The organism is Methylobacterium sp. 1973 (assembly GCF_040545035.1).
GTDB classification, from domain to species: Bacteria; Pseudomonadota; Alphaproteobacteria; order Rhizobiales; family Beijerinckiaceae; genus Methylobacterium; species Methylobacterium fujisawaense.
Map to the genome: position 1 here is coordinate 50,528 of NZ_JBEPLA010000009.1, position 24,460 is coordinate 74,987.

General features: G+C 71.8%; 27 protein-coding genes. 14 read left to right on the plus strand and 13 right to left on the minus strand.

All coding sequences use genetic code 11. From position 1 onward, the window contains the following. Positions 1-107: 107 nt before the first annotated feature. From ABIC70_RS18155 to ABIC70_RS18175, 5 genes are read left to right on the plus strand one after another with little or no spacing between them, the layout of a single operon-like run. Positions 108-1,037: an ABC transporter ATP-binding protein gene (locus tag ABIC70_RS18155; protein WP_354440444.1), complete on the plus strand. Its 930-nt coding sequence runs from the start codon at positions 108-110 to the stop codon at positions 1,035-1,037. Further along, on the plus strand, positions 1,034-1,927 hold the full coding sequence (locus tag ABIC70_RS18160; protein WP_053609774.1) for a branched-chain amino acid ABC transporter permease: 894 nt from the start codon (positions 1,034-1,036) through the stop codon (positions 1,925-1,927). Before ABIC70_RS18155 ends, ABIC70_RS18160 begins: the two co-directional genes overlap by 4 nt. A gap of 7 nt (positions 1,928-1,934) precedes the next feature. After that, the gene (locus tag ABIC70_RS18165) at positions 1,935-2,969 is read left to right on the plus strand and encodes a branched-chain amino acid ABC transporter permease (RefSeq protein ID WP_278306906.1); all 1,035 of its coding nucleotides are present in this window, start codon (positions 1,935-1,937) and stop codon (positions 2,967-2,969) included. A 33-nt stretch (positions 2,970-3,002) separates the two neighbouring features. Next, the gene (locus ABIC70_RS18170) at positions 3,003-4,370 is read left to right on the plus strand and encodes an ABC transporter substrate-binding protein (RefSeq protein ID WP_043358078.1); all 1,368 of its coding nucleotides are present in this window, start codon (positions 3,003-3,005) and stop codon (positions 4,368-4,370) included. Positions 4,371-4,377: 7 nt separating this feature from the next. Beyond that, positions 4,378-5,178 (plus strand): ABC transporter ATP-binding protein, encoded by an 801-nt coding sequence (locus ABIC70_RS18175; protein ID WP_043389307.1) that lies wholly within the window; start codon positions 4,378-4,380, stop codon positions 5,176-5,178. 27 nt (positions 5,179-5,205) lie between these two features. Here ABIC70_RS18175 and ABIC70_RS18180 read toward each other — a convergent pair whose 3' ends face one another. The 3 genes from ABIC70_RS18180 to ABIC70_RS18190 all read right to left on the minus strand — a co-directional run bounded on the left by ABIC70_RS18180 (position 5,206) and on the right by ABIC70_RS18190 (position 7,077). Further along, positions 5,206-5,427, minus strand: a complete 222-nt coding sequence (locus tag ABIC70_RS18180) for a hypothetical protein (RefSeq protein ID WP_043389304.1) — start codon at positions 5,425-5,427, stop codon at positions 5,206-5,208. A 92-nt stretch (positions 5,428-5,519) separates the two neighbouring features. Beyond that, positions 5,520-6,743, minus strand: a complete 1,224-nt coding sequence (locus ABIC70_RS18185) for a hypothetical protein (RefSeq protein ID WP_354440448.1) — start codon at positions 6,741-6,743, stop codon at positions 5,520-5,522. Positions 6,744-6,798: 55 nt separating this feature from the next. After that, the gene (locus ABIC70_RS18190; protein WP_043389298.1) at positions 6,799-7,077 is read right to left on the minus strand and encodes a hypothetical protein; all 279 of its coding nucleotides are present in this window, start codon (positions 7,075-7,077) and stop codon (positions 6,799-6,801) included. A 535-nt stretch (positions 7,078-7,612) separates the two neighbouring features. On the opposite strand from ABIC70_RS18190, the gene ABIC70_RS18195 reads away from it, so the two are divergent. From ABIC70_RS18195 to ABIC70_RS18210, 4 genes are all read left to right on the plus strand, one after another. Beyond that, on the plus strand, positions 7,613-7,819 hold the full coding sequence (locus ABIC70_RS18195) for a hypothetical protein (RefSeq protein ID WP_043354144.1): 207 nt from the start codon (positions 7,613-7,615) through the stop codon (positions 7,817-7,819). A gap of 13 nt (positions 7,820-7,832) precedes the next feature. Further along, complete coding sequence (gene cysE / locus ABIC70_RS18200; protein WP_274927634.1) at positions 7,833-8,705, plus strand: serine O-acetyltransferase; 873 nt, start codon at positions 7,833-7,835, stop codon at positions 8,703-8,705. A 433-nt stretch (positions 8,706-9,138) separates the two neighbouring features. After that, positions 9,139-10,554, plus strand: a complete 1,416-nt coding sequence (locus tag ABIC70_RS18205) for a family 2B encapsulin nanocompartment shell protein (RefSeq protein WP_043756563.1) — start codon at positions 9,139-9,141, stop codon at positions 10,552-10,554. Beyond that, positions 10,541-12,514 (plus strand): family 2A encapsulin nanocompartment cargo protein cysteine desulfurase, encoded by a 1,974-nt coding sequence (locus ABIC70_RS18210; RefSeq protein ID WP_354440451.1) that lies wholly within the window; start codon positions 10,541-10,543, stop codon positions 12,512-12,514. The genes ABIC70_RS18205 and ABIC70_RS18210 overlap by 14 nt, the downstream gene beginning before the upstream one ends. Before the next feature lie 236 nt (positions 12,515-12,750). Here the strand turns inward: ABIC70_RS18210 and serA are convergent, their stop codons facing one another. Further along, entirely contained in the window at positions 12,751-13,974 is a 1,224-nt protein-coding gene (gene serA, locus ABIC70_RS18215; protein WP_354440575.1) for a phosphoglycerate dehydrogenase, read from the minus strand. Positions 13,975-14,232: 258 nt separating this feature from the next. Between serA and ABIC70_RS18220 the strand changes: the two genes are divergently transcribed. Beyond that, positions 14,233-15,252: a zinc-dependent alcohol dehydrogenase family protein gene (locus ABIC70_RS18220; protein ID WP_354440453.1), complete on the plus strand. Its 1,020-nt coding sequence runs from the start codon at positions 14,233-14,235 to the stop codon at positions 15,250-15,252. Between the two features lie 25 nt (positions 15,253-15,277). On the opposite strand, the gene ABIC70_RS18225 is transcribed toward ABIC70_RS18220, so the two are convergent. The 5 genes from ABIC70_RS18225 to ABIC70_RS18245 all read right to left on the minus strand — a co-directional run bounded on the left by ABIC70_RS18225 (position 15,278) and on the right by ABIC70_RS18245 (position 18,409). After that, the gene (locus tag ABIC70_RS18225; protein ID WP_354440455.1) at positions 15,278-15,505 is read right to left on the minus strand and encodes a YjiS-like domain-containing protein; all 228 of its coding nucleotides are present in this window, start codon (positions 15,503-15,505) and stop codon (positions 15,278-15,280) included. Between the two features lie 224 nt (positions 15,506-15,729). Beyond that, a complete protein-coding gene (locus ABIC70_RS18230; RefSeq protein ID WP_043389287.1) occupies positions 15,730-16,422 on the minus strand; it encodes a helix-turn-helix transcriptional regulator in 693 nt (230 codons plus the stop codon). A gap of 70 nt (positions 16,423-16,492) precedes the next feature. Then, positions 16,493-17,263, minus strand: coding sequence for an anti-sigma factor family protein (locus ABIC70_RS18235; RefSeq protein WP_354440457.1), 771 nt, complete (start codon positions 17,261-17,263; stop codon positions 16,493-16,495). Further along, complete coding sequence (locus tag ABIC70_RS18240) at positions 17,260-17,802, minus strand: sigma-70 family RNA polymerase sigma factor (protein ID WP_354440459.1); 543 nt, start codon at positions 17,800-17,802, stop codon at positions 17,260-17,262. The genes ABIC70_RS18235 and ABIC70_RS18240 overlap by 4 nt, the downstream gene beginning before the upstream one ends. Positions 17,803-18,139: 337 nt before the next feature. Beyond that, positions 18,140-18,409, minus strand: coding sequence for a GCG_CRPN prefix-to-repeats domain-containing protein (locus ABIC70_RS18245; protein ID WP_043756560.1), 270 nt, complete (start codon positions 18,407-18,409; stop codon positions 18,140-18,142). A gap of 498 nt (positions 18,410-18,907) precedes the next feature. Between ABIC70_RS18245 and ABIC70_RS18250 the strand changes: the two genes are divergently transcribed. After that, positions 18,908-19,468, plus strand: a complete 561-nt coding sequence (locus tag ABIC70_RS18250; RefSeq protein ID WP_043389277.1) for a hypothetical protein — start codon at positions 18,908-18,910, stop codon at positions 19,466-19,468. A gap of 230 nt (positions 19,469-19,698) precedes the next feature. Here the strand turns inward: ABIC70_RS18250 and ABIC70_RS18255 are convergent, their stop codons facing one another. Beyond that, positions 19,699-20,529, minus strand: coding sequence for an outer membrane protein (locus tag ABIC70_RS18255; RefSeq protein WP_083683394.1), 831 nt, complete (start codon positions 20,527-20,529; stop codon positions 19,699-19,701). A gap of 1,028 nt (positions 20,530-21,557) precedes the next feature. Between ABIC70_RS18255 and ABIC70_RS18260 the strand changes: the two genes are divergently transcribed. Both ABIC70_RS18260 and ABIC70_RS18265 read left to right on the plus strand, forming a co-directional pair. Further along, entirely contained in the window at positions 21,558-22,040 is a 483-nt protein-coding gene (locus ABIC70_RS18260; RefSeq protein ID WP_043355782.1) for a DUF2721 domain-containing protein, read from the plus strand. A gap of 266 nt (positions 22,041-22,306) precedes the next feature. Beyond that, positions 22,307-22,486, plus strand: coding sequence for a hypothetical protein (locus tag ABIC70_RS18265; protein ID WP_043355784.1), 180 nt, complete (start codon positions 22,307-22,309; stop codon positions 22,484-22,486). Positions 22,487-22,503: 17 nt separating this feature from the next. Here ABIC70_RS18265 and ABIC70_RS18270 read toward each other — a convergent pair whose 3' ends face one another. The 3 genes from ABIC70_RS18270 to ABIC70_RS18280 form a co-directional block, all read right to left on the minus strand. Further along, the gene (locus ABIC70_RS18270; RefSeq protein ID WP_043756558.1) at positions 22,504-22,761 is read right to left on the minus strand and encodes a hypothetical protein; all 258 of its coding nucleotides are present in this window, start codon (positions 22,759-22,761) and stop codon (positions 22,504-22,506) included. A 311-nt stretch (positions 22,762-23,072) separates the two neighbouring features. Next, positions 23,073-23,426: a hypothetical protein gene (locus tag ABIC70_RS18275; RefSeq protein ID WP_043382308.1), complete on the minus strand. Its 354-nt coding sequence runs from the start codon at positions 23,424-23,426 to the stop codon at positions 23,073-23,075. A gap of 208 nt (positions 23,427-23,634) precedes the next feature. Beyond that, entirely contained in the window at positions 23,635-23,823 is a 189-nt protein-coding gene (locus ABIC70_RS18280) for a hypothetical protein (RefSeq protein ID WP_148311233.1), read from the minus strand. Between the two features lie 159 nt (positions 23,824-23,982). Here ABIC70_RS18280 and ABIC70_RS28400 point away from each other — a divergent pair, with 159 nt between their 5' ends. Continuing rightward, positions 23,983-24,396, plus strand: coding sequence for a catalase family protein (locus ABIC70_RS28400; protein WP_244447758.1), 414 nt, complete (start codon positions 23,983-23,985; stop codon positions 24,394-24,396). Positions 24,397-24,460 lie beyond the last annotated feature (64 nt).

The following is a 24,460-nucleotide window of genomic DNA, read 5'->3' on the forward strand; positions in this document are numbered from 1 at the left end:
CGAACTGTCCTCCCGGGACGGATCATCGTCTTGCGTCTCGTCTTCTCTCAACGGGTGCCGCCGGTTCGCGCCGAAGCGGGCGGCCTGTCCTGAACGGAATCCGGATCATGCAGCCTGCGCTGCGCCTCGTTCGAACGGGACGGGACGGCAATCGGCCCCTCCTCCCGGGGCCAGCCCCCCGCCCGGCTGCCGTCCCCGCCCCCGGCGGGAGCCCGCATCGGGACCGGGCGGGACGGGTCCTGTCGGTCGAGGGGCTGTCCCTCGCCTTCGGCGGCACGGTGGCCTTCGCGGAGATCGACCTCGCGGTCGGGGCCGGCGAGATCCATGCGGTGATCGGGCCGAACGGCGCCGGCAAATCCTCGCTGATCAACGCGATCACCGGCCTCTATGCGCCTCAGGCCGGGCGGGTGCGGATCGGCGTGGAATCCTTTGCCCGGGTGCCGGCCGGGCGGCTCGCCGCACTGGGCGTGGCCCGGACCTTCCAGAACCTCGCCCTGTTCACGGGCCTGAGCGTCCGCGACAACGTCCTGGCGGGGCTCGCGGCGGCGCGGCGCGCCGGGCTCGGGGCCCAGATCCTGGGCCTGCCGTCGGCCCGGCGGGAGGCGCGGGCGCACCGCGACGCCGCCGAGGCCGTGATCGGCCGCCTCGGCCTCGGAGCCGTGGCCGACCGTCCGGCGGGCAGCCTTCCCTACGGGCTCCAGAAGCGGGTCGAACTCGGCCGGGCCCTGGTGGCCCGGCCGCGACTCCTGCTCCTCGACGAGCCGATGGCCGGCATGACGGCGACCGAGAAGGCCGAGATGACCGGCTTCATCCGGGCGGCGCGGGAGACGTCCGGGGCCGCGATCGTCCTGATCGAGCACGATATCGGCGTCGTCATGCGCCTCTCCGACCGGGTGACCGTGCTCGACCACGGCCGCCGCATCGCCACCGGCACGCCGGCGGAGGTGCAGGCGGACCCGGCGGTCATCGCCGCCTATCTGGGACTCGCGGACGGGGATGCGGACGGGGATGCCGACACGGGCGCGGCCGCCGCATGAGCCCGGATCTCGCCTTCCTGATCGAGGTCGTGGTCGGCGGCCTCCTGTCGGGCGTGATGTACGCCCTCGTGGCGATCGGCTTCGTGCTGATCTACAAGACCTCGGGCGTGCTGAACTTCGCGCAGGGCGCGATGGTGCTGTTCGCCGCCCTCACCTTCGTGAGCCTCACCGAGCGCGGCCTGCCCTTTCCCGCAGCGCTCGCCGCGACCCTCGCCGCGATGGTGGTGGTCGGCCTCGCGGTGGAGCGGACGGTGCTGCGGCCGCTGGTCAACCAGCCGCCGATCACCCTGTTCATGGCGACGCTGGGCGTCGCCTACGTGATCGAGGGCGCGGCCCAGCTCGCCTGGGGCACCCAGGTCCACGGGCTCGACCTCGGCATCGACGACACGCCGATCGATCTCGGCGGCGTGCTGGTGAGCCGGTTCGACCTGTTCGCCGCCGCGACCGCCGGCCTGATGGTGGCGCTCCTCTCCGCCTTCTTCCGCTACACCCGCACCGGCCTCGCCTTCCGGGCGGTGGCGGACGATCCGCTGGCCGCCCTCAACACCGGCCTGCGCCTGCCCCGGATCTGGTCGGCGGTCTGGATCGCCGCCGGGATCGTCGCGCTGGTGGCGGGGCTGCTCTGGGGCGCGCGGCTCGGCGTGCAGTTCTCCCTGTCGCTGGTGGTGCTGAAGGCCCTGCCGGTGCTCGTGCTCGGCGGCTTCGATTCCATCGCCGGGGCGATCGTGGCCGGGCTGATCGTCGGTGCGGTGGAGAAGGTGTCGGAGGTCTATCTCGGGCCCGTCATCGGCGGCGGCATCGAGGGCTGGATCGCCTACGTGGCGGCGCTGGGCTTCCTGCTGGTCCGGCCGTCGGGCCTGTTCGGCCTGCGCGCCGTCGAGCGGGTCTGAAGACGCCATGGACGCCCTCCCCCGCGCCGCGCCGCGCCCCCACCTGCCCGCCGGAGCCCTCGGCCTCGGCGCCCTGCTGGTCCTGGCCTACGGGATCGTGCCGCTCACCGGCACGAGCTACCTGTTCGAGGCGCTGCTGACGCCGTTCCTGGCCCTGGCGCTGGCCGGCCTCGGGCTCAACCTGCTCACCGGCTATGCCGGGCTGCTCTCCCTCGGCTCGGCCGCCTTCATGGCGGTCGGGGCCTACGCGGCCTTCAACCTGTCGCTGCGCCTGCCCGGTCTGCCGCTCCCGGCGTCACTCCTGCTCGCCGGCTTCGTGGCGGCGCTCGCCGGGCTGGCGGCGGGGCTGCCGGCCCTGCGCCTGCGGGGCTTCTACCTCGCGGTCTCGACGCTCGCCGTGCAGTTCTTCGTCGCCTGGGCGCTGAACCGGATCGGCTGGATCTCCGACGACAGCCCCTCGGGCGTCATCACCGCTCCCCGACTGGTGGTGGCCGGCCTGTCCTTCGACGATCCGCGCGGGCGCTACCTGGTCTCGCTCACGGTGGTCACGCTGCTGACCCTCGTCGCGTGGAGGCTCGTTAGCTCCCCCACGGGCCGCAACCTCGTGGCGATCCGCGACAACGAGACCGCCGCCCGCCTCGTCGGCGTGAAGGTCGCCCGGACCAAGCTCCTGGCCTTCGCGGCCTCGTCCTTCGTGATCGGGATCGCCGGGGCGCTGTGGGCCTTCGCGTATCTGCGCACCGTCGAGCCGGCGGGGTTCAACCTCGACCGCTCCTTCCAGATCCTGTTCATCGTCATCATCGGCGGCCTGGGCACCCTGCGCGGCGCCTTCCTGGGCGCGGGCTTCATCGTGGTGCTGCCCCTGCTGCTGGCCCGCCTCGGCGCGGCGCTCCTCGGCGACGGCTTCGATTCCGGCACCCTGGAGATGGTCCAGCGCATCGTCCTCGGCGCCCTGATCGTGGCCGTGCTGATCCGCGAGCCCGCGGGCCTCGCCGCCCTCCTCGACCGGGCCGGCCGCCGCCTCGGCCGCCGCGCCGCCTGATCCCCTCCCCGTCTGACCAACCCCAGGACGACCATGCCCCTGACGACCCGCCTCCGCGCCGCGCTCCTCGCCGGCACCGTGATGCTCGCCGCCGCCGCGCCGCGCGCCGGATGGGCCGACGAGCAGTATTTCCCGCTCCAGAGCTACCGGGTCGGCCCCTACGCGGCCGGTGGGACCGGCTTCTTCGGCGGCTTCATCGACTATCTCAATCTGATCAACGCCCGGGACGGCGGCGTGAACGGCGTCAAGCTCACCTGGAGCGAGGGCGAGACCCAGTACGAGGTCGAGCGCGGGGTCGAGGTCTACGAGCGGCTGAAGTCCCGGCCCGGCATCGCCGCCTGGAACCCGCTCTCGGTGGGCATCGCCTACGCGATGATCGACCGCATCACCGCCGACAGGGTGCCGCTGGTCACGATCAACCACGGCCGCACCGATTCCACCGACGGGCGCGTCTTTCCCTACGTCTTCCCGCTGCTGCTCAACCCCTACAGCGAGACGAGCGGCATCATCCAGTATCTCGGCACCCGCGCGGGCGGCCTCGACAAGCTCAAGGGCAAGACCATCGCGGTACTCTACCATGGCTCGCCCTACGGCAAGGAGACGATCCCGATCTACGCGCAGCTCGCCGAGCGGTACGGCTTCACGGTCGCGCAGATCGAGGTGCCCCATCCCGGCAACGAGCAGCAGTCGCAATGGCTGACGATCCGGCGCCTGCGGCCCGATTTCGTGGTGCTGCGCGGCTGGGGCGTGATGAACCCGGTGGCCCTCAAGACCGCCCAGAAGACCGGCTTCCCGGCCGACCGCATCGTCGGCAATGTCTGGTCGAACTCGGAGGAGGACGTGATCCCGGCAGGCGACGCCGCCAAGGGCTACGTCGCCATCACCACCCAGGCCTCGGGGACCGCCTATCCGGTGATCCAGGAGGTCGTCGGCAAGGTCTACGGGGCCGGTAACGGCAACCTCGCCGACAGGAAGCGGATCGGCAGCGTCTACCACAATCTCGGGGTGCTGAACGGCATCCTCAACGTCGAGGCGGTGCGGATCGCGCAAGGCAAGTTCGGTGCGCGCACGCTCACCGGCGACGAGGTGCGCTGGGGCTTCGAGCACCTGCGCCTCGACGAGGCCCGGGTGGCGGCGCTCGGCGCCAAGGGCCTGTTCCACTCGATCAACGTCACCTGCGCCAACCACGAGGGCGAGGGCCGCGTCACCTTCCAGCAATGGGACGGGGCGAAGTGGACTGTGGTGTCCGACTGGATCGCCCCCGACTGGGCGAGCCTGCGCCCGATCATCGAGGCCTCCGCGACCGCCTACGCCAAGGAGCACGGCCTCACCCCGCGCGACTGCGCGGCGGAGGAGGCCGCGGACGCGGCCGGCAAGCAGGCCGCCGCGGCGGCCCGGTGAGCGCCCGATGAGCGCCGCGCCGACCCTCCTGCAGGTCGAGGCCCTGGAGGTCGTCTACGGCGGGGCGGTGCACGCCCTGCACGGCGTCGACCTCGCGGTCCGGGCGGGGGAGATCGTCGCCCTGGTCGGCGCCAACGGCGCCGGCAAGACGACCCTGCTGCGGGCGGTGTCGAACCTGCTGCCGGCCCTGCGCGGCCAGGTCACGGCCGGGCGCCTCGCCTATGACGGACGCGACGTGACGCGGACCCGGACCGACGCCCTCGTCCGCGCCGGGCTCGTGGGCGTGCTGGAGGGCCGTCACTGCTTCCGGGGACTGAGCGTCCAGGAGAATCTCGTCGCGGGCGGCCTCGGGCGCGGCTCGGGCCGCAGCGACGTGCGCGCCGACCTGGAGCGGGTCTACGGCCTGTTCCCGCGCCTCGCCGCGAAGCGGGAGGTCGCCGCCGGCCTCCTTTCGGGCGGCGAGCAGCAGATGGCGGCGATCGGCCGGGCCCTGATGGGACGGCCCCGGCTGCTCGTCCTCGACGAGCCGTCCATGGGGCTCGCGCCCCGGGTGGTGGAGGAGATCTACCGGGTGCTCGCCGGCCTGAACCGGGCCGAGGGCCTGACCCTGCTGGTGGCCGAGCAGAATGTCCGTCTCGCCCTGCGCCACGCCCACCACGCCGTCGTGCTGGAGAACGGACGCAGCGCGCTGGCCGGCAGTGCCGCGTCCCTGCGGGCGCGGGACGATGTCCGGTCCCTGTATCTCGGGGGGGCCGAGCGCCCCGAGGCGGCGGCGCCGCCCGAGGCGCGCCGCCACGCGCCGGCCTGACGGCTCCGGCCTTCCGTGGGGACTGCGTCAGGATTCCAGATCGGCCCGGCGCAGGGACCAGAGCATGGTCCCGTTCGCGTCGACCAGCCACAGGGCATTCACCGCATCGTCCTCGATCGTCAGTGAGCGTCTGTTGGCGAGGCGTACCGCTTCCTTCGCGTCCGCGGCTGTGAGCATCTCGTCGAGGCGCGGCGCGCCGATCTCCCCGTCCGCGCCACGAACCGCCCCGCGCAGGCGATAATCCGGCATCCATCGACTCCCGTTTCCGACCAGGCTGCCTGAGGTTTGGCGGCGGATGCGAAGATAGGCGCCTGCGCGGCGTGTCGAGAGGGGGCGGGCCGCTACGGCCCGGCGCCGTTCGCCAGGATCTGCTGCGGCGCGGCGAGGAACAGCGCCCGCAGCGCGGCGGCCGCCGCGTGGGGCGGCAGGCCGAGGGCGCGCCGCGTGCCGGCGATCCGGGCGGCGCAATCCGCCGACCGGGCGGCGTCCGGGGCTGCCGCCTCCGCATCGTCCGGCCGCCCCGCCTGCGTCCGGGCGAGGAGCGGTGCGAGCCCGCGCGACGCCGGCCGCTCGGCCCGCAGCCGCGCATCGAGCGCCACGAGGTCGCCGGCCGCGAGGATGCCGCAGGCGGCCGTATCCTGCGATCCGGCACTTCGCATCATCGCCAGGATCCGGTGTCCCAGGGCCCGGACGACCCCGTCATCGGCCGCCCGGAAGCGCCGCTGCAGGTAGCTGGCGGCCATCCGCCTCAGGCCTGCCGCGGCCTCCGCCTCGGGTCGGCCGGCGGCGTAGCCGTCCCTGTACCACCGGGTGATCGGGTCGAGCCCCGCCGCGTCGGCCTGCTGCAGGATCGGCAGGGTTCGCAGGATCGCGGCCCGGGCCCCGGCCGCGCTCGGATCCGCGTCCAGGGTCGAATCGGGGAAGCGGTCCGGGCCGACGACCTCGGTGACGATGCCGGCCGCGCGCAGCTCGGCCGCGGCCGGGATCCAGATCCCGGCCGGAGGCACCGCCAGGGCCCGCGCCACGAAGGCCGCCGGCAGGCCGGCGGCCCGGTAGGCCGCCCGTTCCGGCGCGGAATCCACTGGGCGCATCCGGCCCTGCGCCCCGATCTCGTAGGGGGCGTGGAAGCCGAGCCGGCCGCCGGTCGCGAGGTAGCGCGTCCGGCCGCGGACGAAGATCAGCGTGCAGGCCGAGGCACAGGCGTCGGGGACGTAGGTGGCGAGCCCCCGCGCCGCCACGAGCGCCCCGATCGCCGCCCCCTCCTCCACCAGGCCGCCGTCGCTGGTGAGATGGAGGCGCGCGATCTGCGGGTGCGCGGCGAGGAGGGCCGCGACCCGTGCGGCCACACCCTCGGTGAGATCGCCGGCGAGTCGCAGGTCCCGGCCGCCCGGCCCGACCGTGAGCCGGGCCGGGACGGCCGGCCCATCGGCGGCAGACGCCGCGGAGGCCGCGCCGCGGCCCTTCGGCGGGTGCGCGGCGGCCGGGCCGGCGGCTCCCAGCGCCAGGGCGAGGGCGCAGGCAGCCGTCCCCGTCCGGCGCCTCCACCCGGGGGGGAAGACCGACATGACAGGTGTCCATCGTTCGTGTTCGGGGAGGCCGGCTTGGCCGGACGCGGCGCGCCTACTGGAGGTAGGCGACGAACATCTCGGACACGGCCCGTGACGCGTAGGCTTCCGGGCTCTCGCCCCGGCGGATCGGGAAGGCCTCGGCCACCCGGCGGCCGGCGAGGATCCGGTCGACCTCGTCGGGCATCAGGCCGTCGTCGAGGGCGCTCGCGAGGGCGGCGCGTTCATGGGAGGGATGGGAGCGGACGCTCCGGGTCAGGATTCGGCCGAGGGAAACGGCCGCTTCGGCGCTCAGGTCGGGCTGGGTGCTCCGGCTCGTGTCATAGGTCAGCATCGGTGTTCGCCTTTCGTGTCTGATGTCGTGCGCTCTCCTCGTCCTGGATGCGGCAACACGGCAGACACGGCGCAGTCGTCCCGGCGATCCGTTTCTTGCTCACGATCACGGCAAACCTCCATTCGGCTCTGCGTCGACTGCGCGCCGACACCGTCAATCTAGAGGCCGAGGCCGAGAATGTGCTGCCAAATTGGCGAGGACTTGCAGCGCAGGTCGTTCGTCGAAGGCGCATCTTGGAGCAGAAGCTCAGGTCCGGCCCGGGCGGGCCGGCATCGTGGCCGCGATCGAGGACGCCCGTTCCGGCCCGAGGCCGGGCGCGCGGGGCTTGCCAAGGCAGGGGCGATGCGTAAAAATCAATATATAACAAGGTCTTAGCGAAGATGATGCTCCCGTTTCGCCCGCGCACGGTCGAAACCTTCTCCGCCGGACCGGGGTGCCCGGAAAAGACTTCCCGCCAACGCCGCCGGCCCGGTTCCGGCGCCGTTGGCCGCCGAATCAGGCCGCCGCGACCGGCCGTTCAAGGAGAGCCGACACCATGACCCCAGGGCGGATGATGCAGGGCGACGAGGTCGTGTTCGCGCGGATCGACCTCGCGGAGATTCTGGGGATCTGGCGGCATGCCCGGGGCCGTGTGGTGGGCATCCACCCCCCGGGCAACGCCCCGGCCACCGTGGACGTGAAGTTCCAGGGGCACGACACCCTGAAACGTTATCTGCCCGACCTGTTCCGCCCCGTGCGGTGACCGGCGGCGCCCGATGCATCACGCCGCCCTGCCCCCCGCGGGGGCCACGATGGCCGTGGTCCAGCCGCCGCTGCGCGTCACGAGCCGCGGCACGGCTGAGGCCGAGGTCTGGGCGGACCTGCGCGCCGAGGCCGAGGCGGCCCTGATCGAGGAGCCGCTCTATGCCGGCATCATCCAGGCCACGATTCTCGACCAGCGCTCCCTGGCCCAGGCCTTCGCCTACCGCCTCGCGCACCGGCTCGGGGACGGCGACCTCGCCCGGCTGTCGATGCGCGACCTGTGTCTCTCTGCCTTCGAGGCGGATCCGCAGGCGGGCGCCCACGCGGTGCGCGACCTCGTGGCGATCCGCGAGCGCGACCCGACCTGCCGCCGCTTCCTCGATCCGTTCCTGTTCTACAAGGGTCTGGCGGCGCTGGAGGCCTACCGGGTCGGCCACTGGCTCTGGCACCAGGGCCGGGCGACCCTGGCGCTGCACGTCCAGAGCCGGATCTCGGAGGTGTTCGGCTGCGACATCCACCCGGCGGCCCGGATCGGCTCGGGGGTGTTCATCGACCACGCCACCGGGGTGGTGATCGGCGAGACGGCGGTGATCGCCGACGACGTCTCGATCCTCCAGTCTGTGACGCTCGGCGGCAACGGCAAGGAGAGCGGCGACCGGCATCCCAAGATCGAGCGCGGGGTGCTGCTGAGCGTCGGGGCCAAGGTTTTGGGCAATATCCGGGTCGGCGCGGGCGCCAAGGTGGCGGCCGCCGCGGTGGTGCTGCAGGACGTGCCGCCCCACACGACCGTGGCGGGCGTGCCGGCCCGGGTCGTCTCGCGCCTGCCCGTCGGCGAGGAGCCGGCGCTCAGCATGGACCAGTCCTTCGGTTACGGGGACGGCATCTGAGGCGCGCCGGAAAATCCTTCCCGTGAAACAAAGTCGCCCGGCCTGCGCCGCGCGCCCCGATGGGATGAAACTAAATTCTTCGATCCGGCGATCGCACGATCGCTATGTCCTTTGCGTCAAGTATGCCAAAGGTGCAATTCCTATGAATCGGCTTAAAATAGGGAAATCATTCCGTTGACCCTTGGGCGAGTCGGGCCTTATCCAGATCCTGTCGGGCCGAACAAGAACTGAGGCCGGATAAGCGGCGGACAAGGATTGTACGATCGCTGTAAGATACATCATTCGACTGGCGGTCATGCGGTCTACCGGCCCGTGATCATCATCAAGTCATGATCAAGACGTCTCGCGCCGACCCCGCATACGCTGCGGGACGAACCGCTGCTTGCGGATGGATGCGGCGCGCCTGCAACCCTGAATGGAGTGAGGACGAACGATGAGCGGACCGGGTCTGAGCGTGAGCGCCACGGCGGCACGCAATCTCGCGACGGCGACCGTCACCTCGGTCCAGAACGCGGCCAACACGCCGCGCTGGCTGCTCCGGCTTCTGCCCTTCGTTGACGTGGCGGGCGGGGTCTACCGCGTCAACCGCCGCGCCGTCGTGCTGGCGCGCCCCGGCCGGATCGATCTCGCCGCCGAGGAGAAGGGAGACGGCAAGGGAGACGGCAAGCGCCGGGTGATCCGCCCCGCCTCCCTGCGGGCCGTGCCGTTGTTCAGCCGGCTGGGCGATGCGGAGCTCGCGGCCCTGGCGGCTCAGTTCACCGAGAGCCGGCACAAGGCCGGCGATGTGATCCACGAGGAGGGCGCCTCCGGCCGCAGCCTCACGGTGGTCGCCGACGGCACCGTCGAGCTGACCCTGTCGGGCCCCTACAAGGGCCGCCTGCGGCAGGGCCTGGCCACGAAGGGCGACTATTTCGGCGATGCCGGCTTGGCCGGCGAGCGTGCGCCCGCCCCGGCCGTGAAGGCCCTGTCGGCGGTGACCCTCCTGACGCTGGACGCCGCCGCGGTGGAGAGCGAGGAGATCCGCGCCAGGATCGCCCAGTACCGCGAGGAGCGCGACCGCCTCACGGGCCACACCAATTCCTACGGCGAGCAGGGCATCGAGCTGCTGGCAGTCCATACCGGCGAGCCGCGCCTGCCCACGACCTTCGTGGATTACGAGGTCGATCCGCGCGAGTACCACCTCTCGACCATCCAGACGATCCTCAACACCCACACACGGGTGACCGACCTCTACTCCAACGAGATCGACCAGCTCCGCGAGCAGATCCGTCTCACGGTCGATGCCGTGAAGGAGCGCGAGGAGTGGGAACTCCTGAACAATTCGCAGTTCGGCCTGCTCCACGAGGTCGGTCCGCGCCAGCGCATCCCGACCCGCGGCGGCCCGCCCACCCCGGATGATCTCGACGAGCTGCTGACGCTGGTCTGGAAGAAGCCCGCCTATTTCGTGGCCCATCCCCGCGCCATCGCGGCCTTCGGCCGGGAGGCGACCCGCCGGGGCGTGCCGCCGGTCGTCGTCCACCTGTTCGGCGCGCCGTTCATCACGTGGCGCGGCGTGCCGCTGGTGCCGAGCGACAAGCTGCCCATCGACATCGACCCGGTGACCGGCGCGCAGACCACCTCGATCCTGCTGCTGCGGGTCGGCGAGGGCGAGCAGGGCGTCGTCGGCCTGCAGAAATCCGGGGTGACCGGCGAGATCGAGCCCGGCCTGTCGGTGCGCTACATGGGCACCAACGACCATTCGATCGCCTCGCACCTCGTGACCCGCTACTTCTCGGCCGCCGTGCTGGTCGAGGACGCGATCGCCCGCCTCGATAACGTGCTCCTGGGCAACTACCATGACTACGCCTGAGGCGACGGCCCTCGCGGTGCCCGGAGCGAGCCCGGGCGACCTCGCGCACGCGGATCTCGTCGGGCGCCTCGCCCGCGAGATCTACGGTCAGGGGCAGGCGGCGAGCCAGCCCTTCGCCCCCACCCTCCCCGCGGGCCCGCAGGTCCCGCAGGCGCTCGACGGCGTGCCTCAGGGGTTCGGCGGCGCTCCGCTGCCGAGCGGTGCCGTGGGCGTGCCCTCGGCACCGGCCGCCGGGCTGCCCGCGGGGATCCAGCCCGACCTGTCCGCCCTCGGGGCCCGCGCCTTCGGCGCGTCGCCGGCCGGCGTCCCGGGCCTCACCGGCCCGGGCCTGCCGAATCTCGCCCCCGCCGGCCCGGCCTTCGCCGGGACCGCCACGATCCCGCCGGTCCACCCGGTGAGCCCGCCTCCGGCCCTGCCGGACATCTCGTTCCCGGGCGGGCCTGAACTGCACCGGCAGGTCGCGGCGGATCACCCCCGCGCCCAGGCCTTCGCGCATGCGCTCGCCCCGCACCTCGTCCCGGCCGACCCGTCGCAGGCGGGCGTGGACGAGGCGCAGGAGAGCTTTCGCAGGACCGGCCGCCTCTCGCGGGCGCCCGAACCGGCCGCCGACAACCTGTCGGACTATTACTTCCTGACCCTCGGCCCCCGCCCGGCCCGGACGGCTCCCGCGACGCCGCGCGTCGAGCCGAGCCGCGCGCCGGGCCCCGCGCCGCGGGCGCTCTCGCACGGGTCGATCCCGGTCGCGGCGCCCTTCGACGTGGCGTCTATCCGCCGGGACTTCCCGGCCCTGCACCAGAGCGTCAACGGCCATCCGCTGGTGTGGCTCGACAACGCCGCGACGACCCACAAGCCGAAAGCCGTGATCGACGCGACGAACGCGTTCTACGCCCGGCACAATTCCAACATCCACCGCGCCGCCCACACCCTGGCGGCGCGCGCCACCGACCTGTTCGAGGGCGGGCGCGAGGCGGTGCGCCGCTTCCTCAACGCGCCCTCCAAGGACGACATCGTCTTCCTGCGCGGCACCACGGAGGCGATCAACCTCGTCGCCCATTCCTACGGCCGGGCGCAGATCGGCCCGGGCGACGAGATCATCGTCTCGACCATCGAGCACCACGCCAACATCGTGCCCTGGCAGATGCTGGCCCAGCAGACCGGGGCGACGCTCCGGGTGATCCCGGTCAACGACCGGGGCGAGATCATCTTCGAGCAATACGCGGCCTTGCTGTCGGGCCGCACCAAGATCGTCTCGGTGACGCAGGTGGCCAACGCGCTCGGCACCGTGAACCCGGTGCGGGAGATCATCCAGATCGCCCATGCCTACGGGGTGCCGGTGCTGGTCGATGCGGCGCAATCCGCGCCGCACATGCCGCTCGACGTGCAGGCGCTGGACGCCGACTTCCTGGTCTTCTCCGGCCACAAGGTGTTCGGGCCGACGGGCATCGGCGCGCTCTACGGCAAGGCGCACCTGCTCGCGGCGATGCCCCCCTGGCAGGGCGGCGGCCACATGATCGAGGACGTCACCTTCGCGAAGACGGTGTACAAGGGCGCGCCGGAAAAATTCGAGGCCGGCACGCCCGACATTGCCGGGGCGGTGGGGCTCGGGGCGGCCCTCGACTACCTCGCGCGGATCGGCCTGCCGGCGATCGCCGCCTACGAGCACGACCTGCTGGACTATGCGCAGGCCGGTCTTGCCGACGTGAAGGGCCTGCGCCTGATCGGCACGGCTCGGGAGAAGGCGAGCGTGATGTCCTTCGTGATCGAAGGCCAGGAGAACGAGGCGGTCGCCCACCACCTCGATGCCCGCGGCATCGCGGTCCGTTCGGGCCATCACTGCGCTCTGCCGGCGCTCCGCCGGTTCGGGGTCGACCAGTCGGTGCGGGCGTCGCTGGCCTTCTACAACACCCGCGCGGAGGTCGACGCCTTCCTGACGGCGCTGCACACCCTGCCGCGGCACTGACCCCGGGGGGCGATCGGATCCGCGCCGCGCTCGTCCTCTGCAGGGCGGCGACGCGATCGCGGGTCTCGCCCATGGGTCTCAGGACGGGGCGCGGGTCCCCTCGCCCGTGCGGGCTTGCCAGGAACAGATCTCGGGCGAGCCCGAGCTCTGTGGGAGGCGCACGCGCAGCGGTCGCAGTGATGTGGACCTCGTCGCCCGCACGGGGCGACGAGGTGGGGCAGCCGTCGGCGTCAGCCTCACGCCACCGCCGGCCGGAGGTGCCGCGTCCGCACCGTACCGTCGATGGCCCGCAGCGCGCCGAGTACCGCGTCCGCCTCGCCAGGCCCCACCGACGCGTCCACCACGACGTAGCCGTACTCGCCGTCCGTCTGCAGGTACTGCGCGTCGATGTTGAGCGACCGGTCCGAGAAGACCGCGTTGATCTGCCCGAGCACGCCGGGCACGTTCCGGTGGACGTGGAGGAAGCGGGCGCCGGACCGGCGCGGCGGCAGCTGAACCTGCGGGAAGTTCACCGCGCCGAGCGTCGAGCCGGTCTGGGCGTAGTCGACCAGCTTGCGGGCCACCTCCGCGCCGATCCGATCCTGCGCCTCCTCCGTCGAGCCGCCGATATGCGGGGTGAGGATGACGTTCGGCAGCCCCTGCAGGGGCGAGACGAAGCGCTCCGCGTTGGAGGTGGGCTCGACCGGGAAGACGTCGATCGCGGCTCCGGCGAGATGGCCGTCGCGCAGGGCCGCCGCCAGGGCGTCCAGGTCCACGACCGTGCCCCGGCTGTTGTTGATGAGGTAGGCGCCGGGCTTCATCGCGCGGATGCGCTCCGCGCCCATGAGCCCGTGGGTCAGCGGCGTCTCCGGGACGTGCAGGCTGACCACGTCGCTGGCGGCGAGCAGCGCGTCGAAACTCTCGGCCGGCTCGGTGTTCCCGTGACGCAGCTTGTCGGTCAGATCGTAGAAGATCACGCGCATGCCCATCGCCTCCGCGAGGTTCGAGAGCTGCGCGCCGATGTTTCCGTAGCCGACGATCCCCAGCGTCTTGCCGCGCACCTCGAAGGCGCCGGAGGCCGACTTGTCCCAGCCGCCGGCATGGGCGGCGATCGAGCGTGGCAGGATGCGCCGGAGCAGCATCACGATCTCGCCGATCGTGAGTTCGGCGACGCTGCGCGTGTTCGAGAACGGCGCGTTGAAGACGGGCACGCCCCGGGCGCGCGCCGTCTCGAGGTCGACCTGATTGGTCCCGACGCTGAAGCAGCCGATGGCGGTGAGATCGGGCAGGGCGTCGAGCAGCGCGGCGGTGACGTGCGTGCGGGAGCGGATGCCGAGGACGGTGACGTCGGCCAGATCCCGGGTATCATCGGGGCTGACGGCACGAGGCAGCTGGCGGATGTCGCCGATCCCGGCCTGCGTGAAGATCCTGGACGCCGTCGGCGCTATGCTTTCGGTCAGAACGACGCGCTCGGTCGACACGGTCTGTGCTCCTTCCCCGGACGGGATGCGATCCGCGACCTTGCCGCTGGCGTCGCGGAGCGGCAAGGGCGGGAGGGGCATGCGCCCGGCTCCTGCGCCCGGCTCCTGGGCGCGCCGGTCCCGGACCGGAGCGCCCGTTGCGGGCCGTCCGCCCCGGCCCCCGCGGCGGACGGTCCCCGTCCGTCGTCTCGACGCCGGGCGTGGGGCCTGCCAGTGTCCGCCTCCCGGCGGCCGCGGCCGCGGAGCGACAGGTGCATCATGACCGGATCGACAGCCCGGGCCGTCATCGTCCAGCCGGGCGGCGGCTTCGACAAGGTGACTTTCGGGGAGCGGCCGGTGCCCGAGCCGGGGCCCGGCGCGATCACCGTCCGCCTGCGGGCGAGTTCCCTCAACTATCACGACTATGCCGTGGTCAGCGGGATGTGGGGGCCGAGCGAGCCGCGCGTCCCGATGTCGGACGGCGCCGGCGAGGTCGAGGCCGTGGGACCCGGCCCGAACGACTTCGCGGTCGGCGACCGGGTGGTCAGCACGTTCTTCCCGACCTGGACCGAGGGCACGCCGCGGGTCGAGGGCTTCGCCACCGTGCCGGGCGACGGGGTCGACGGCTATGCCCGGGAGCGGGTCACCGCGCCGGCCAGCGCCTTCACCCACGCGCCGAAGGGCTGGGACCACGCCGAGGCGGCGACCCTGACCACCGCGGCGCTCACCGCATGGCGCGCGCTCCACGCCGATGCCGGCCTGAAGAGCGGTGACGTCGTGCTGGTGCAGGGGACCGGCGGCGTGTCGCTGTTCGCCCTGCAATTCGCCAAGGCGGCGGGGGCCACGGTGATCGCCACCTCGTCCAACGACGACAAGCTGGAGCGCCTGCGCGGGCTCGGCGCCGACCACGTCATCAACTACCGCGCCGACCCGGCCTGGGGCGAGACCGCCCGGCGGCTGACCGATGGGCGCGGCGTCGACCACGTCGTCGACGTCGGCGGTCCGGCGACGCTGGAGCAGTCCATGGCCGCCGTCCGCGTCGCCGGCCACATCTCGGTGATCGGCATCCTGTCGGGCGTGGCCGGGGAATTGCCCCTGGTGCCGGCGCTCCTGAAGCAGATCCGCCTGCAGGGCGTGCTGGTCGGCAGCCGCCGCCACCAGATCGAGATGGTCCGCGGCATCGAAGCCTGCGGCCTGCGGCCGGTGGTCGACAGCCGCTACCCCCTCGACGAGCTCGTGGCGGCGTTCCGCCACCAGGAAAGCAACCGCCACTTCGGCAAGATCTGCATCGCGATCTGAGCGGGCCTGAAGGGGTCTGGCCGGTTCAGCGGACGGCGATCCCGAGCGTCGTGGGCAGCGCGACCGTCCGGGATGCCTCCGGCTGGCCCGGCCGGGCCAGCATGTGCGAACAGCCGTTCTCGCAGAAGGCGCGGAGCGTGCGCCGGTCGAGCCCGATATCGCTCAACATATCGTCGTCGAGGGCCGATAAGATGCGAATGTTTCGCGCGGCGATGCGGTTTTTTCGAATGTATTTAACGAACGAGAGGATCATGATCTGGTCTCCGTTGTGCCAAAGAATTGGTTCTTAATCCAATTTCGGCCGGATCAGTGTCGATGAATCGTCTCTTTCTCGCATCATCTGTTCAGGTTACTGCGTGTTGTCGAAGTAGACTTGTTTGCCGGGGGGCGAGCCTGTTGCGGCCTGCCGCCTGACGGGGCAGGCTCTGCCGGTCCAGACGACGCCCCTCCGTCCCGCACGGGAAACCGAGGACGGCTCTACACACCCGCGATCGGCTGCGGGCAGAGCAGGAGCAGGCGCATCAACTCGGCCTGGCGGCGCGTCCCCGTCTTCTCGAAGAGGTGACGCAGGTGCACACGTGCCGTGTTCCGGGTGATCTGGCGGCGCGTCGCGCTCGCCGCGAGGTCGTTCCCCGCCAGGATGTCGATGGCCAGGGCCGCCTCCGCGGGGGTAAAACCGAACTGATCCTGCAGAACGCCGGGATCCGGCAGGCGTGGCGCCGCGGGGTCGATGAGGCGCAGGAGAACCGCGCCCTCGGCGATCGGGCGGAAGGCCCCGGGGATCGCGCAGGCGGCGACCAGGAGTGTCCCGTCGGGGCCGTCCAGGCGCACCGCGGCGCCGCGCTGGCCGGCGGCGCAGCGGTCGATGACGCGGCGGAGCGTCGCGCTGTCCTCCGGCCCCGCGCCGCGCAGGCCGCCGTGCTCGAGGCGCAGAAGGCCCCGGTCGATGAGGGATTGCGCAGCCCGGTTCAGGAAATAGGGCCGACCGCTCCGGTCGGTCACGGCCAGCCCCTGTTCGAGATGCTCCGCCAGGAGGTGGAGCGCGGCCTCCACCACGAACGCGTCCGGGACGGTGGGGGCGCCGCCGGACTGGGACCGCCGCGCGTGCACCGGGCCGGCCTCCGGCATGCCCCCGGTTCTGCGGATGTTCATGTGCGATTGACTGATCACGCCAGGTTCCTCGCCGCATCGACTCCCCGATATCAGTAACAACCCGTCGGAAATGCCGATTATTCCCGTTTCAGCTCGGGCGTCCGCCGGCCCGAGACCGGAACAGGTCGGCGAAGGCGCGCAGGTCGCGCAGGTTGAGGTCCGACACCGCCCAGTAGGTGAGGTCGCCGAGGTGCCAGCGCTCGATCGTGGACCCGTCCCGCCGTCCCTCGCCGTCCGCAGCCCCGTCGGCGGCGGAGACCACCGTGACGCTGATCACGTGCCGGTCGCGGCGATAGACCAGGGTCGGCACGGGGGTGCCGGCGACGATGTCGACCCGGCCGCCGATCAACGGGAAGCCCCGGTCCGACAGGTCCGGAGCCTCGGGCGCGATGGTGGTCCGTCCGTTGAACCAGGGTTTCACCACGTGCCGGTCCGAGGAGGCGACGTCGAAGGGCTGGGGCGCCGCGAGGCCGCGGAGGTGGCCGGCGAGCACGGACGCGCCCGTATCGGGGGCGCCGCCGGGGCGGTCGAGATAGACGGCCCCGGCGCCGAGCGCGGCGCCGCCGGCGAGACCGAGGAGCAGCGTCGCGGCCAGCACCTGCCAGGAGCCGAGCCGGGTGCGGGATGGGGGCGGATCGGAGAAGCCGATCTGCTCGATCACGCCCGCCCGCAGGGTCTCCGGGGCCGACGGTCCCGCCAGAGGGCCGCGCAGGGCGCGCGAGAGGTCGCGGAGGCGCTCCGCCATCGCCCGCGCCGCGGGGTCCGCGGCGAGACGGCGCTCCATGGCCAGGACTTCGCCAGGGGACAGTTCGCCGTCCGCGTAGGCGCTGAGGAGCTGAAGGGTCTCGTCGTCGGTCATCGCCCGTCCTTCGCGAGCCGTACAAGCAGATGCTGCCGCGCGCGGCCGAGGCGCGACATCACGGTTCCGATCGGGACGCCGGTCACCGCGGCGATCTCCCGATAGCTGAGGCCGTGGTACTCGCGCAGGATCAGCGCCTCCCGGAAGGCCACCGGCAGGGACCCGACCGCCCGGGCGAGCTGCCCCGCCTCATCGCGGGCGATGAGGGTCGACTCGGGCGTCTCCGGGGCCTCGGCCAGGGCGCCTCCGGTCTCCAATGCGGCGCGGGCTTCGGGGGCGAGGTCGTCGGCGAAGACCACCGCCCGCGGCCGGTGCCGCTGCAGCCAGGAATAGCCGGTGTTGCGGACGATCGTCAGGAACCAGGCGCGGGCATTGCCTTCGGCGAACCCCTCGATCGCCCGGTACGCGCGCAGACACGCCTCCTGCATCACGTCCTCGGCGTCGGTGGCATTTCCGGTGAGCCAGTGCGCGAGCCGGTAACCCTCGTCGAGGCGCGGCAGGACGAACTGGCTGAAGCGCGCCCGCGCCAGGGTCGTCATGTCGGCGGCCGGGCCGGGCCCGCCCCGTCGAGAGCCTGCGAAGCCATGGGGTCCCGACCCTCGTGCTCCAGACCGCAGCGTCGTGCCACACGATCAGGAACCGGTGGGCGGCGGGATTTATTCCCGCCCCGCGCCAGGACTTTCGGTCCGACGGCGCGCGGCTCTGCGGCCGGGCCCCGGCCTGCCTGGCGGCACGGGCCGGATGCGCGATCCCGGGCGTCCGCGTCCCTTCCAACGGGAAGGGGCAGGGCCGCCTCCTCGGAGACGGCGCCTGCCCCTGGATCAGCTCGCGGCTCGCGTCACGGTTCGGTGCCGCGATCGATCCCGAGCCGTCGGATCAGTACCGGCAGACCCGCCGCGGGCCCCAGGGAGTCGGGCGGAAGAAGCAGCGGGGGCCGTAGAAGCGCGGACGACGGTAGATCGGCCGGCAGCGCCCGTACGGGCCGGGCGCCCAGCCGGGTCCACAGCCGAAGGCGACGGTGCTGACAGACGCGGGGCCGGTGATCGCGGCGGCTCCGGCGGGTGCCAGGGGCGCCGCGCTGGCGGAGACGAGGCCGAGGCCGCCGATGACGGCCGCGGTCGCCGCGAACATCTTCACGTGCATCATGATCTGACCTTCTGTTCGATTTGTGCCGGTCGGGACCGACACAAGGCCACGATAGAATGGTCGTCTCGCCTGAATGTGGGCTGACCTCCGCCATAACCGTCCAGAAACAAACATTCCGGAACCCTCCGGCGGCGACTGCCGAGAGCAGACTTCCGGTCCGAACCGGCGTGATCGACGGCTCCTGAGGCGCTGCGGATGGGGGGCCTCGGCCGCCGACGATGACGCCCTTCGGCTCGCGCAGGGGCGCGCGCAGGGGCTTGCGCCGGATCGGGCTGCTGCGTCTTCCGGCCCCCGTTCCCGCGCCTTGAAAGGCGCTCAATCCTGGCCGCCGTCAGGCCGATCCCGCTCCGCTCCGAGACGCGTCCCCTCCCCGGGGATGTCATCGCGGGGCGCCGGGGCGCGGGACCGTACCGGGCGGGGCGCGGGGAGTGAACGCGCCGCAGGAACAGAGCCGCAGGGCTCGTGTTGTCTGCCAAATCTTTTTCACGAGGCGCGACGATGTCGGGTACAGCGAAGAAGACCGACCCCAAGCTGTGGGAGAAGGTCAAGACGCAAGTCACGAAATCGGACAAGGGTGGCAAGCCTGGGCAGTGGTCGGCGCGCAAGGCGCAGATGGCGACCGCCGAATACAAGAAGGAAGGCGGTGGCTATGCCGGCAAGAAGACGGCCGACAACCATCTCCGGCAATGGACCGACGAGGAATGGGGCACGAAATCGGGCGAAGAGAGCGGCAAGACCGGTGAACGATACCTGCCCAAGAAGGCCCGCGAGAGTCTGACGGACAAGGAATATGCCGCCAGCACGGCCAAGAAGCGGGCCGATACCCGCAAGGGCAAGCAGTTCTCGAAGCAGCCGGAGGCCGCCGCCGAAAAGGCCGCCGCAGCGCGCAAGGACGGCAGGAAGGACGGCAGGTCTGCCGGACAGGGCAAGACGTCCGGCAAGGGCTCCAGCCGGTCGGAGCCGACAAAGGCCGAGCTCATGCGCAAGGCCCGCGCTCAGAACGTGCCTGGCCGGTCGCGGATGTCGAAGGCGCAACTGGAACACGCGGTCCACGCCTGAGGCGTGACGCGGAGGGCCATCGCCAGGACGCAAGACGTCCCGGGCAAGACGTCCCGGGCAAGACGTCCCGGGAATGACTCCCGGGACGCTCCTCGGCTCAAGCGGCCAGTTTGATCGGGCTGGGGATGCTCAGGTCGAGAAAGGATACGGCCTGCTCAGAGGGCCTCGCGCTGTCCCGGTGGCCGGGACGCAGCCCCCCGCGGCGCGGGGGGCGCGATCGCGCGAGGATCTCAGTACGAGCCGAACTTGTAGTTCAGGCCGGCGCGGACGACGGCGAACTCGTCATCGCGGCGGCCAATGGTGTTGTACGCCACCGGGAAGTTGTTGGCGGCGTTGATGACGAACGCGCCCTGGTTGCGGGTGTTGCGGTCGAGGTTGACGTACAGGCCTTCGACCTTGAGCGTCACGGCCGAGGAGCGGAAGAAGTTCAGGAAGGAGTCGGTGGGGAGCGCGTACTCGATGCCGCCGCCGACGGCGTAGCCGGTGCGGAAGCTGTCATTGCCGGCGAAGCCGCCGAAGGAGCGGTCGGCGCTGCCCGAGCCGTAGGCGAAGCCGCCGGTGCCGTAGAACAGCACGCGATCGAAGGCGTAACCGATGCGGCCGCGGACGGTGCCGAAGAAGTCGAGGCTGGAGAGGCCGCGCGGGTCGGTGACGTAGTAGCCGGGAGCCAGCGGGCCGACGACGAAGGCGTTGTTCCGGTTGCGACCGAAGTCGAGGTACTGGGCGTCCGCCTCGATACCGACGACGATGCCGGAGCCGGGGGTGAACTGGAAGTTGTAGCCAACCTGGCCACCGCCGGAGAAGCCTTCCTGGTTGCGCTGGTTGAAGAAGGCGGTGGTGCCGTTGCCGTACGGGAAGGGCACGGCGAAGCTGTTGGTGTTGTTGCTGCTGGCGTCGAAGGCGTAGCCGGCGTTGATACCGAAATAGGCGCCGGTCCAGGTGAAGACCGGGACGGGGGTGAAGACCGGCGGCGGGGCGGCGCGGCGCGGCAGGTCGGCGGCCGAGGCGGCGCCGGTCAGGAGGGCCGTGGCGGCGCTCGCGAGAAGAAGCTTCTTGATCATCTGGTCCTCTGTCTCCCGTTGTGCGGGATGTGTGCGGGGCGGACAGAACGACAGGGCGCGCCAGGGCGATAGTGCGTCGCCGCAACAGCCCGGATACGGGCCCTCCCGCCAAGACAGCCAAGTGTGCTGGGGCACATCCCGATCGGGATTGGTCGAAGCGCTCTCAACCATGTGTATCGGAGTGTTTCCGAGAACAAAAAGCCCCGCCGCGCGGTGCGGACGGGGCTGAAGTTCGTTCGTAAACGTTCCCAGGACCAACCAGGAAGCTTCGACATTCACTAGAGCCTACCGGCAGGCGGCCCGCAAGTCCGTCTGCGACCCGAAGAGCGGTTAACATTAATTTACGAACAGCCCAGATCGGTCCCCCGGATTGCCCGCTTGCGCGAGGCGGGAGATCTGCTCCGGTCCGGGAGCGTATCGGATCGTTGCCCGTCGGGTTCGCGCCGGCCCGGCCCTGATCTTCCGGCGTCCGACGGCGGATGCGCCCGCGCGAATAGGGGGCCCGGCCGGATCCGGATCTCGGGCGGACGACCGTGAGTCCGGCCGCGGCCCCATGGACCGATCGATCTCCCGGGGCGCCGCAGATCTCGCGCAAGACCCGGTGCCGGCTCCCGGTGCGGACCCGCTCCGCCCGGCCTGTGGGGAAGAACCTGCGGCCGCCGCACGGCCGAACGGCCGCGGCTTTCCCGGCGCATATCAGGCCCTATCTGCCCGGCCTCGTCATCGGTGGAGAGTTCAGGAGACGCGCATGGGACCCGTCGCGCTGCCTTCGATGCCGGTCCTCCCGGCCCGTATCGGGATCGGGCATCTGTGCCCCACGCCCGCCGGGAGGCTTCGGTGACGGACACGCCGGCCCCCTACATCGCGGTCGCGTTCCTCTCGGCGCTGTTCCTGCTGGTGGCCGGGCTGCAGGCGGAGGGGCTCCTATGGTAGGCTGCTCCGCCCGGGACCCGTGCGCACCCGCGCCTCCATCCGCACCGATGCCCGGCCGCGCCGGGACATGACATGTCCGCGAGCGTAGCGCGTTGATGTTCGGCTTCTCCCTCAATGCGACCGAGCCTGACAGCGTCGCGCACATCATCCAGGTGGCGCTCGCGCCCGCCTTCCTGCTGTCGGCCCTGGCGACGCTGCTCAACGTGTTCTCGACCCGACTCGGCCGGATCTCCGACAAGGTCGACAGCCTCTCGGCGGAGACCGCCCGGGCCACGGCCGCCGAGGCTGTCCGCCTCACCCGCCGTCTGACCTTCCTGCGGCGGCGCTCCTTCGTGCTGGACGTGGCGGTGGTCCTGGCCTCGCTCGGAGGCGGGCTGATCGGCCTGGCGGTGCTGACCCTGTTCGTCGGGGCCCTGCGCGACGCGGCGACCGCCTCCGTCCTGTTCGCCTGCTTCGGCGCGGCGCTGATCTGCACGGTGGCGGCGATCGCGGCGTTCATGACCGAGATCCTCATGGCCGGCCGCGGTGTGCGCGACGAGGTCGAGCACCGTCAGGATGCGGTCACGACGCCACGGTGATTCCGCATCCGAATCACCCGAGCCGCGCCGGGGCCGGTCCAATCCTCGAATGCGCCCCGCAACGGTGCGCCAGCGGTGCCCCCGTGGCGCTTCGTGGCGCTTCGTGGCGCTTCGTGGCGCTTCGGGGCGTGCGGGGCGCCGTTCAGAGTGCAGAACGGTCGATCCGCGGTCGCGCGGACGGCCATGAACGATTGCGGCGTGCGGGAACCGGGCCTTAATCTTCCGACGGCCTGATGCCGCCGTCGGCTTCGCCTGAGTGTTCCGTGATGAGCTTCGCGATTATGATTGCCCTCGTTGCCGGAGCGCTCTGCCTCGGAGTCCTGTCCGCGCTCCTGCCGTTCGGGGGGCGGGAGGCTGAGGAACCGCAGGACCTGCTCCCGTACGAGGATGAGTTCTTCGATCTGGGCGGCCCGGTGATTGATCTCGAGGCGCGCCACACCCCCTGACCCCGCCGGGAGGTGTCCTACGGGATGCCGGATTCCACCGTGCCGGGCGGCGGCGTCTGCCGGGCAGACCAGACGACCCGGCCTGCGGGGTCCCTCAGAGCCGCCGAGCCCGACCGGCCGGAGAGCAGCTGCGTGAAGCGTGCCTTCGCGGTGGCGACCGCCGCTTCGTCGGTGGCGCCGGGAATCTGCTCGTCGTGGATAATGATGCCGCCGGCACTCTCCCGGTGGACGATGCATTGAAGCCGGTAGGGCACCGGGGTCTCGATCGGGGCCATGGCGATCTCCTGGCCGGTCATGGGGGCGGCGCGCCGCCAGAGCCGGCGCGGCGATGCAGGATTCCGGACGGCGGCCGTTTGTCGGTCCGGATGGCGAGGACGCCGCAGGACATCCGGCCGGCTTGGGATCGATGACTGGCTCACCTCCTTACCAGATTCCTTCGGCGCGGGCGGGGCTCCCAGCCGCGGTCTTCGCGCCCGCCCCGGCCGTCGCCGGGGCACCCCGGTGACACGTCTCAAGGCTCTCGAAGCGCGGTTCTCGCCCCTGCTCGCCCGCCGGGTCAGCGGCATCCCGGGCCGGCCATGGGGCCCTAGCCGCGCCGGCGCCCGATGACGCGTGGGCGGTGCGTCGGCCTGTCCGGCAGGCGGGATGGGCTCGATCCGGCCCGGTCGTCGGCCGAGGTCCGGGGCGCGGGCAGCAACAGGGGCGGGGGTCGGGGGCGCTCGACGACGACCGCCTCAAGGAGGACCGGCCGCATCGTCCGTGTGGGCCGCGTCACGGGCCCCGGACGTGTCGCGAGGGTTCCGAGGGCCCAGAGCCCGAGGCAAAGCAGGCCGATGAGGATCCCGTCCCAGGACGGCTCGGTCCGGCACATCAGGATGCCGGTCCCGGTGAGGGACGCCCCGGCCGCGAGCAGGCGCGGTGTCGGATCGGCGGAGTTCATGCCGTACCCTCCGTGGCGTTCCCTGAAGACGCGTGAACGGCATCGCTACACTTGTCGGCAACCCCCCTGTTCTCCCCGATGCACACAGCGGTCGCTGTGGTCGGTTCCGGCGAGCGCATCTCGATCCGCCAGCCCGGGATGGGATATCGGCGCCGCACGTCCAGCCGCACGTCCAGCCGCCCGGCCCGTTGCTCGGCGCGGCGCGGATTCAGACCTCCACCTCTTCGACATGGAGGCCTCCGGCCCGCAGGTGGCTCGGGATCCGGGTGCTGTCGCGGAAGCCGGCTGCGCGCGCCATCGCGTCGAGGGCTGCAAGGGGATCGAGCGCGGAGCCGATCCAGAGGATCGCCCCCGTCGCCGCCTGCATGATCCGGAACACCTTCACGCCACGCCCCAAGTCTCGACCTTCGGACAAGCTCGGGGGGCTGCCGGGTGTTCCCGGCGGAAACGGCGCGGCCAGCAGCTCCCGCCGCCCTAAATGCCCGGAACGGCCTGCATCCGAACGGTTTGCGGCTCGGATCCGCTGCCCGGCGCCCCCGAGTCTTCCCCGAGGCCCATGACCGCCTTCATTCGCTACGCGCCCGACCTGGAGGCTCCGCAGCCCGATGAGGCGGTGGTCCAGGCGGGCATGGTCGAGCAACTCGCCAAGATCCAGGGCATCACCCTGAAGGATGACGGCCACGCGGTGCGCGGGGTTCATGCCAAGGCGCACGGCCTGCTGGTCGGCTCCCTGGAGGTGCTGCCCGGACTGTCCCCCGCGTTCGCCCAGGGCGCCTTCGCGGCGCCGGAGCGCCACGATGTGGTTTTGCGCTTCTCGACCAATCCCGGCGACATCCTCGACGACAGCGTGTCGACACCCCGGGGCCTCGCCATCAGGAATCTCGGCGTTGCCGGCGAGTGCCACCGACACCCCGCAGGTGTTCAAGAAGGGCTTCTCGGCCCTGCTGCGCGGCGTCGAAGCGGTGCTTGAGGGACTCGGCACGAAAAGCCCGACAGTCATCGCCCTCGGCGGTCATCCCGAAACCCACATCCTG

Bases quoted from the DNA above. Each gene is read 5' to 3' on its own strand.
- ABIC70_RS18155 (WP_354440444.1), top strand. From the start codon at position 108: ATGCAGCCTGCGCTGCGCCTCGTTCGAACGGGACGGGACGGCAATCGG.
- ABIC70_RS18160 (WP_053609774.1), top strand. From the start codon at position 1,034: ATGAGCCCGGATCTCGCCTTCCTGATCGAGGTCGTGGTCGGCGGCCTC.
- ABIC70_RS18165 (WP_278306906.1), top strand. From the start codon at position 1,935: ATGGACGCCCTCCCCCGCGCCGCGCCGCGCCCCCACCTGCCCGCCGGA.
- ABIC70_RS18170 (WP_043358078.1), top strand. From the start codon at position 3,003: ATGCCCCTGACGACCCGCCTCCGCGCCGCGCTCCTCGCCGGCACCGTG.
- ABIC70_RS18175 (WP_043389307.1), top strand. From the start codon at position 4,378: ATGAGCGCCGCGCCGACCCTCCTGCAGGTCGAGGCCCTGGAGGTCGTC.
- ABIC70_RS18180 (WP_043389304.1), bottom strand. From the start codon at position 5,427: ATGCCGGATTATCGCCTGCGCGGGGCGGTTCGTGGCGCGGACGGGGAG.
- ABIC70_RS18185 (WP_354440448.1), bottom strand. From the start codon at position 6,743: ATGTCGGTCTTCCCCCCCGGGTGGAGGCGCCGGACGGGGACGGCTGCC.
- ABIC70_RS18190 (WP_043389298.1), bottom strand. From the start codon at position 7,077: ATGCTGACCTATGACACGAGCCGGAGCACCCAGCCCGACCTGAGCGCC.
- ABIC70_RS18195 (WP_043354144.1), top strand. From the start codon at position 7,613: ATGACCCCAGGGCGGATGATGCAGGGCGACGAGGTCGTGTTCGCGCGG.
- cysE (WP_274927634.1), top strand. From the start codon at position 7,833: ATGCATCACGCCGCCCTGCCCCCCGCGGGGGCCACGATGGCCGTGGTC.
- ABIC70_RS18205 (WP_043756563.1), top strand. From the start codon at position 9,139: ATGAGCGGACCGGGTCTGAGCGTGAGCGCCACGGCGGCACGCAATCTC.
- ABIC70_RS18210 (WP_354440451.1), top strand. From the start codon at position 10,541: ATGACTACGCCTGAGGCGACGGCCCTCGCGGTGCCCGGAGCGAGCCCG.
- ABIC70_RS18220 (WP_354440453.1), top strand. From the start codon at position 14,233: ATGACCGGATCGACAGCCCGGGCCGTCATCGTCCAGCCGGGCGGCGGC.
- ABIC70_RS18225 (WP_354440455.1), bottom strand. From the start codon at position 15,505: ATGATCCTCTCGTTCGTTAAATACATTCGAAAAAACCGCATCGCCGCG.
- ABIC70_RS18235 (WP_354440457.1), bottom strand. From the start codon at position 17,263: ATGACCGACGACGAGACCCTTCAGCTCCTCAGCGCCTACGCGGACGGC.
- ABIC70_RS18240 (WP_354440459.1), bottom strand. From the start codon at position 17,802: ATGACGACCCTGGCGCGGGCGCGCTTCAGCCAGTTCGTCCTGCCGCGC.
- ABIC70_RS18245 (WP_043756560.1), bottom strand. From the start codon at position 18,409: ATGATGCACGTGAAGATGTTCGCGGCGACCGCGGCCGTCATCGGCGGC.
- ABIC70_RS18250 (WP_043389277.1), top strand. From the start codon at position 18,908: ATGTCGGGTACAGCGAAGAAGACCGACCCCAAGCTGTGGGAGAAGGTC.
- ABIC70_RS18255 (WP_083683394.1), bottom strand. From the start codon at position 20,529: ATGATCAAGAAGCTTCTTCTCGCGAGCGCCGCCACGGCCCTCCTGACC.
- ABIC70_RS18260 (WP_043355782.1), top strand. From the start codon at position 21,558: ATGTTCGGCTTCTCCCTCAATGCGACCGAGCCTGACAGCGTCGCGCAC.
- ABIC70_RS18265 (WP_043355784.1), top strand. From the start codon at position 22,307: ATGAGCTTCGCGATTATGATTGCCCTCGTTGCCGGAGCGCTCTGCCTC.
- ABIC70_RS18270 (WP_043756558.1), bottom strand. From the start codon at position 22,761: ATGGCCCCGATCGAGACCCCGGTGCCCTACCGGCTTCAATGCATCGTC.
- ABIC70_RS18275 (WP_043382308.1), bottom strand. From the start codon at position 23,426: ATGAACTCCGCCGATCCGACACCGCGCCTGCTCGCGGCCGGGGCGTCC.
- ABIC70_RS28400 (WP_244447758.1), top strand. From the start codon at position 23,983: ATGACCGCCTTCATTCGCTACGCGCCCGACCTGGAGGCTCCGCAGCCC.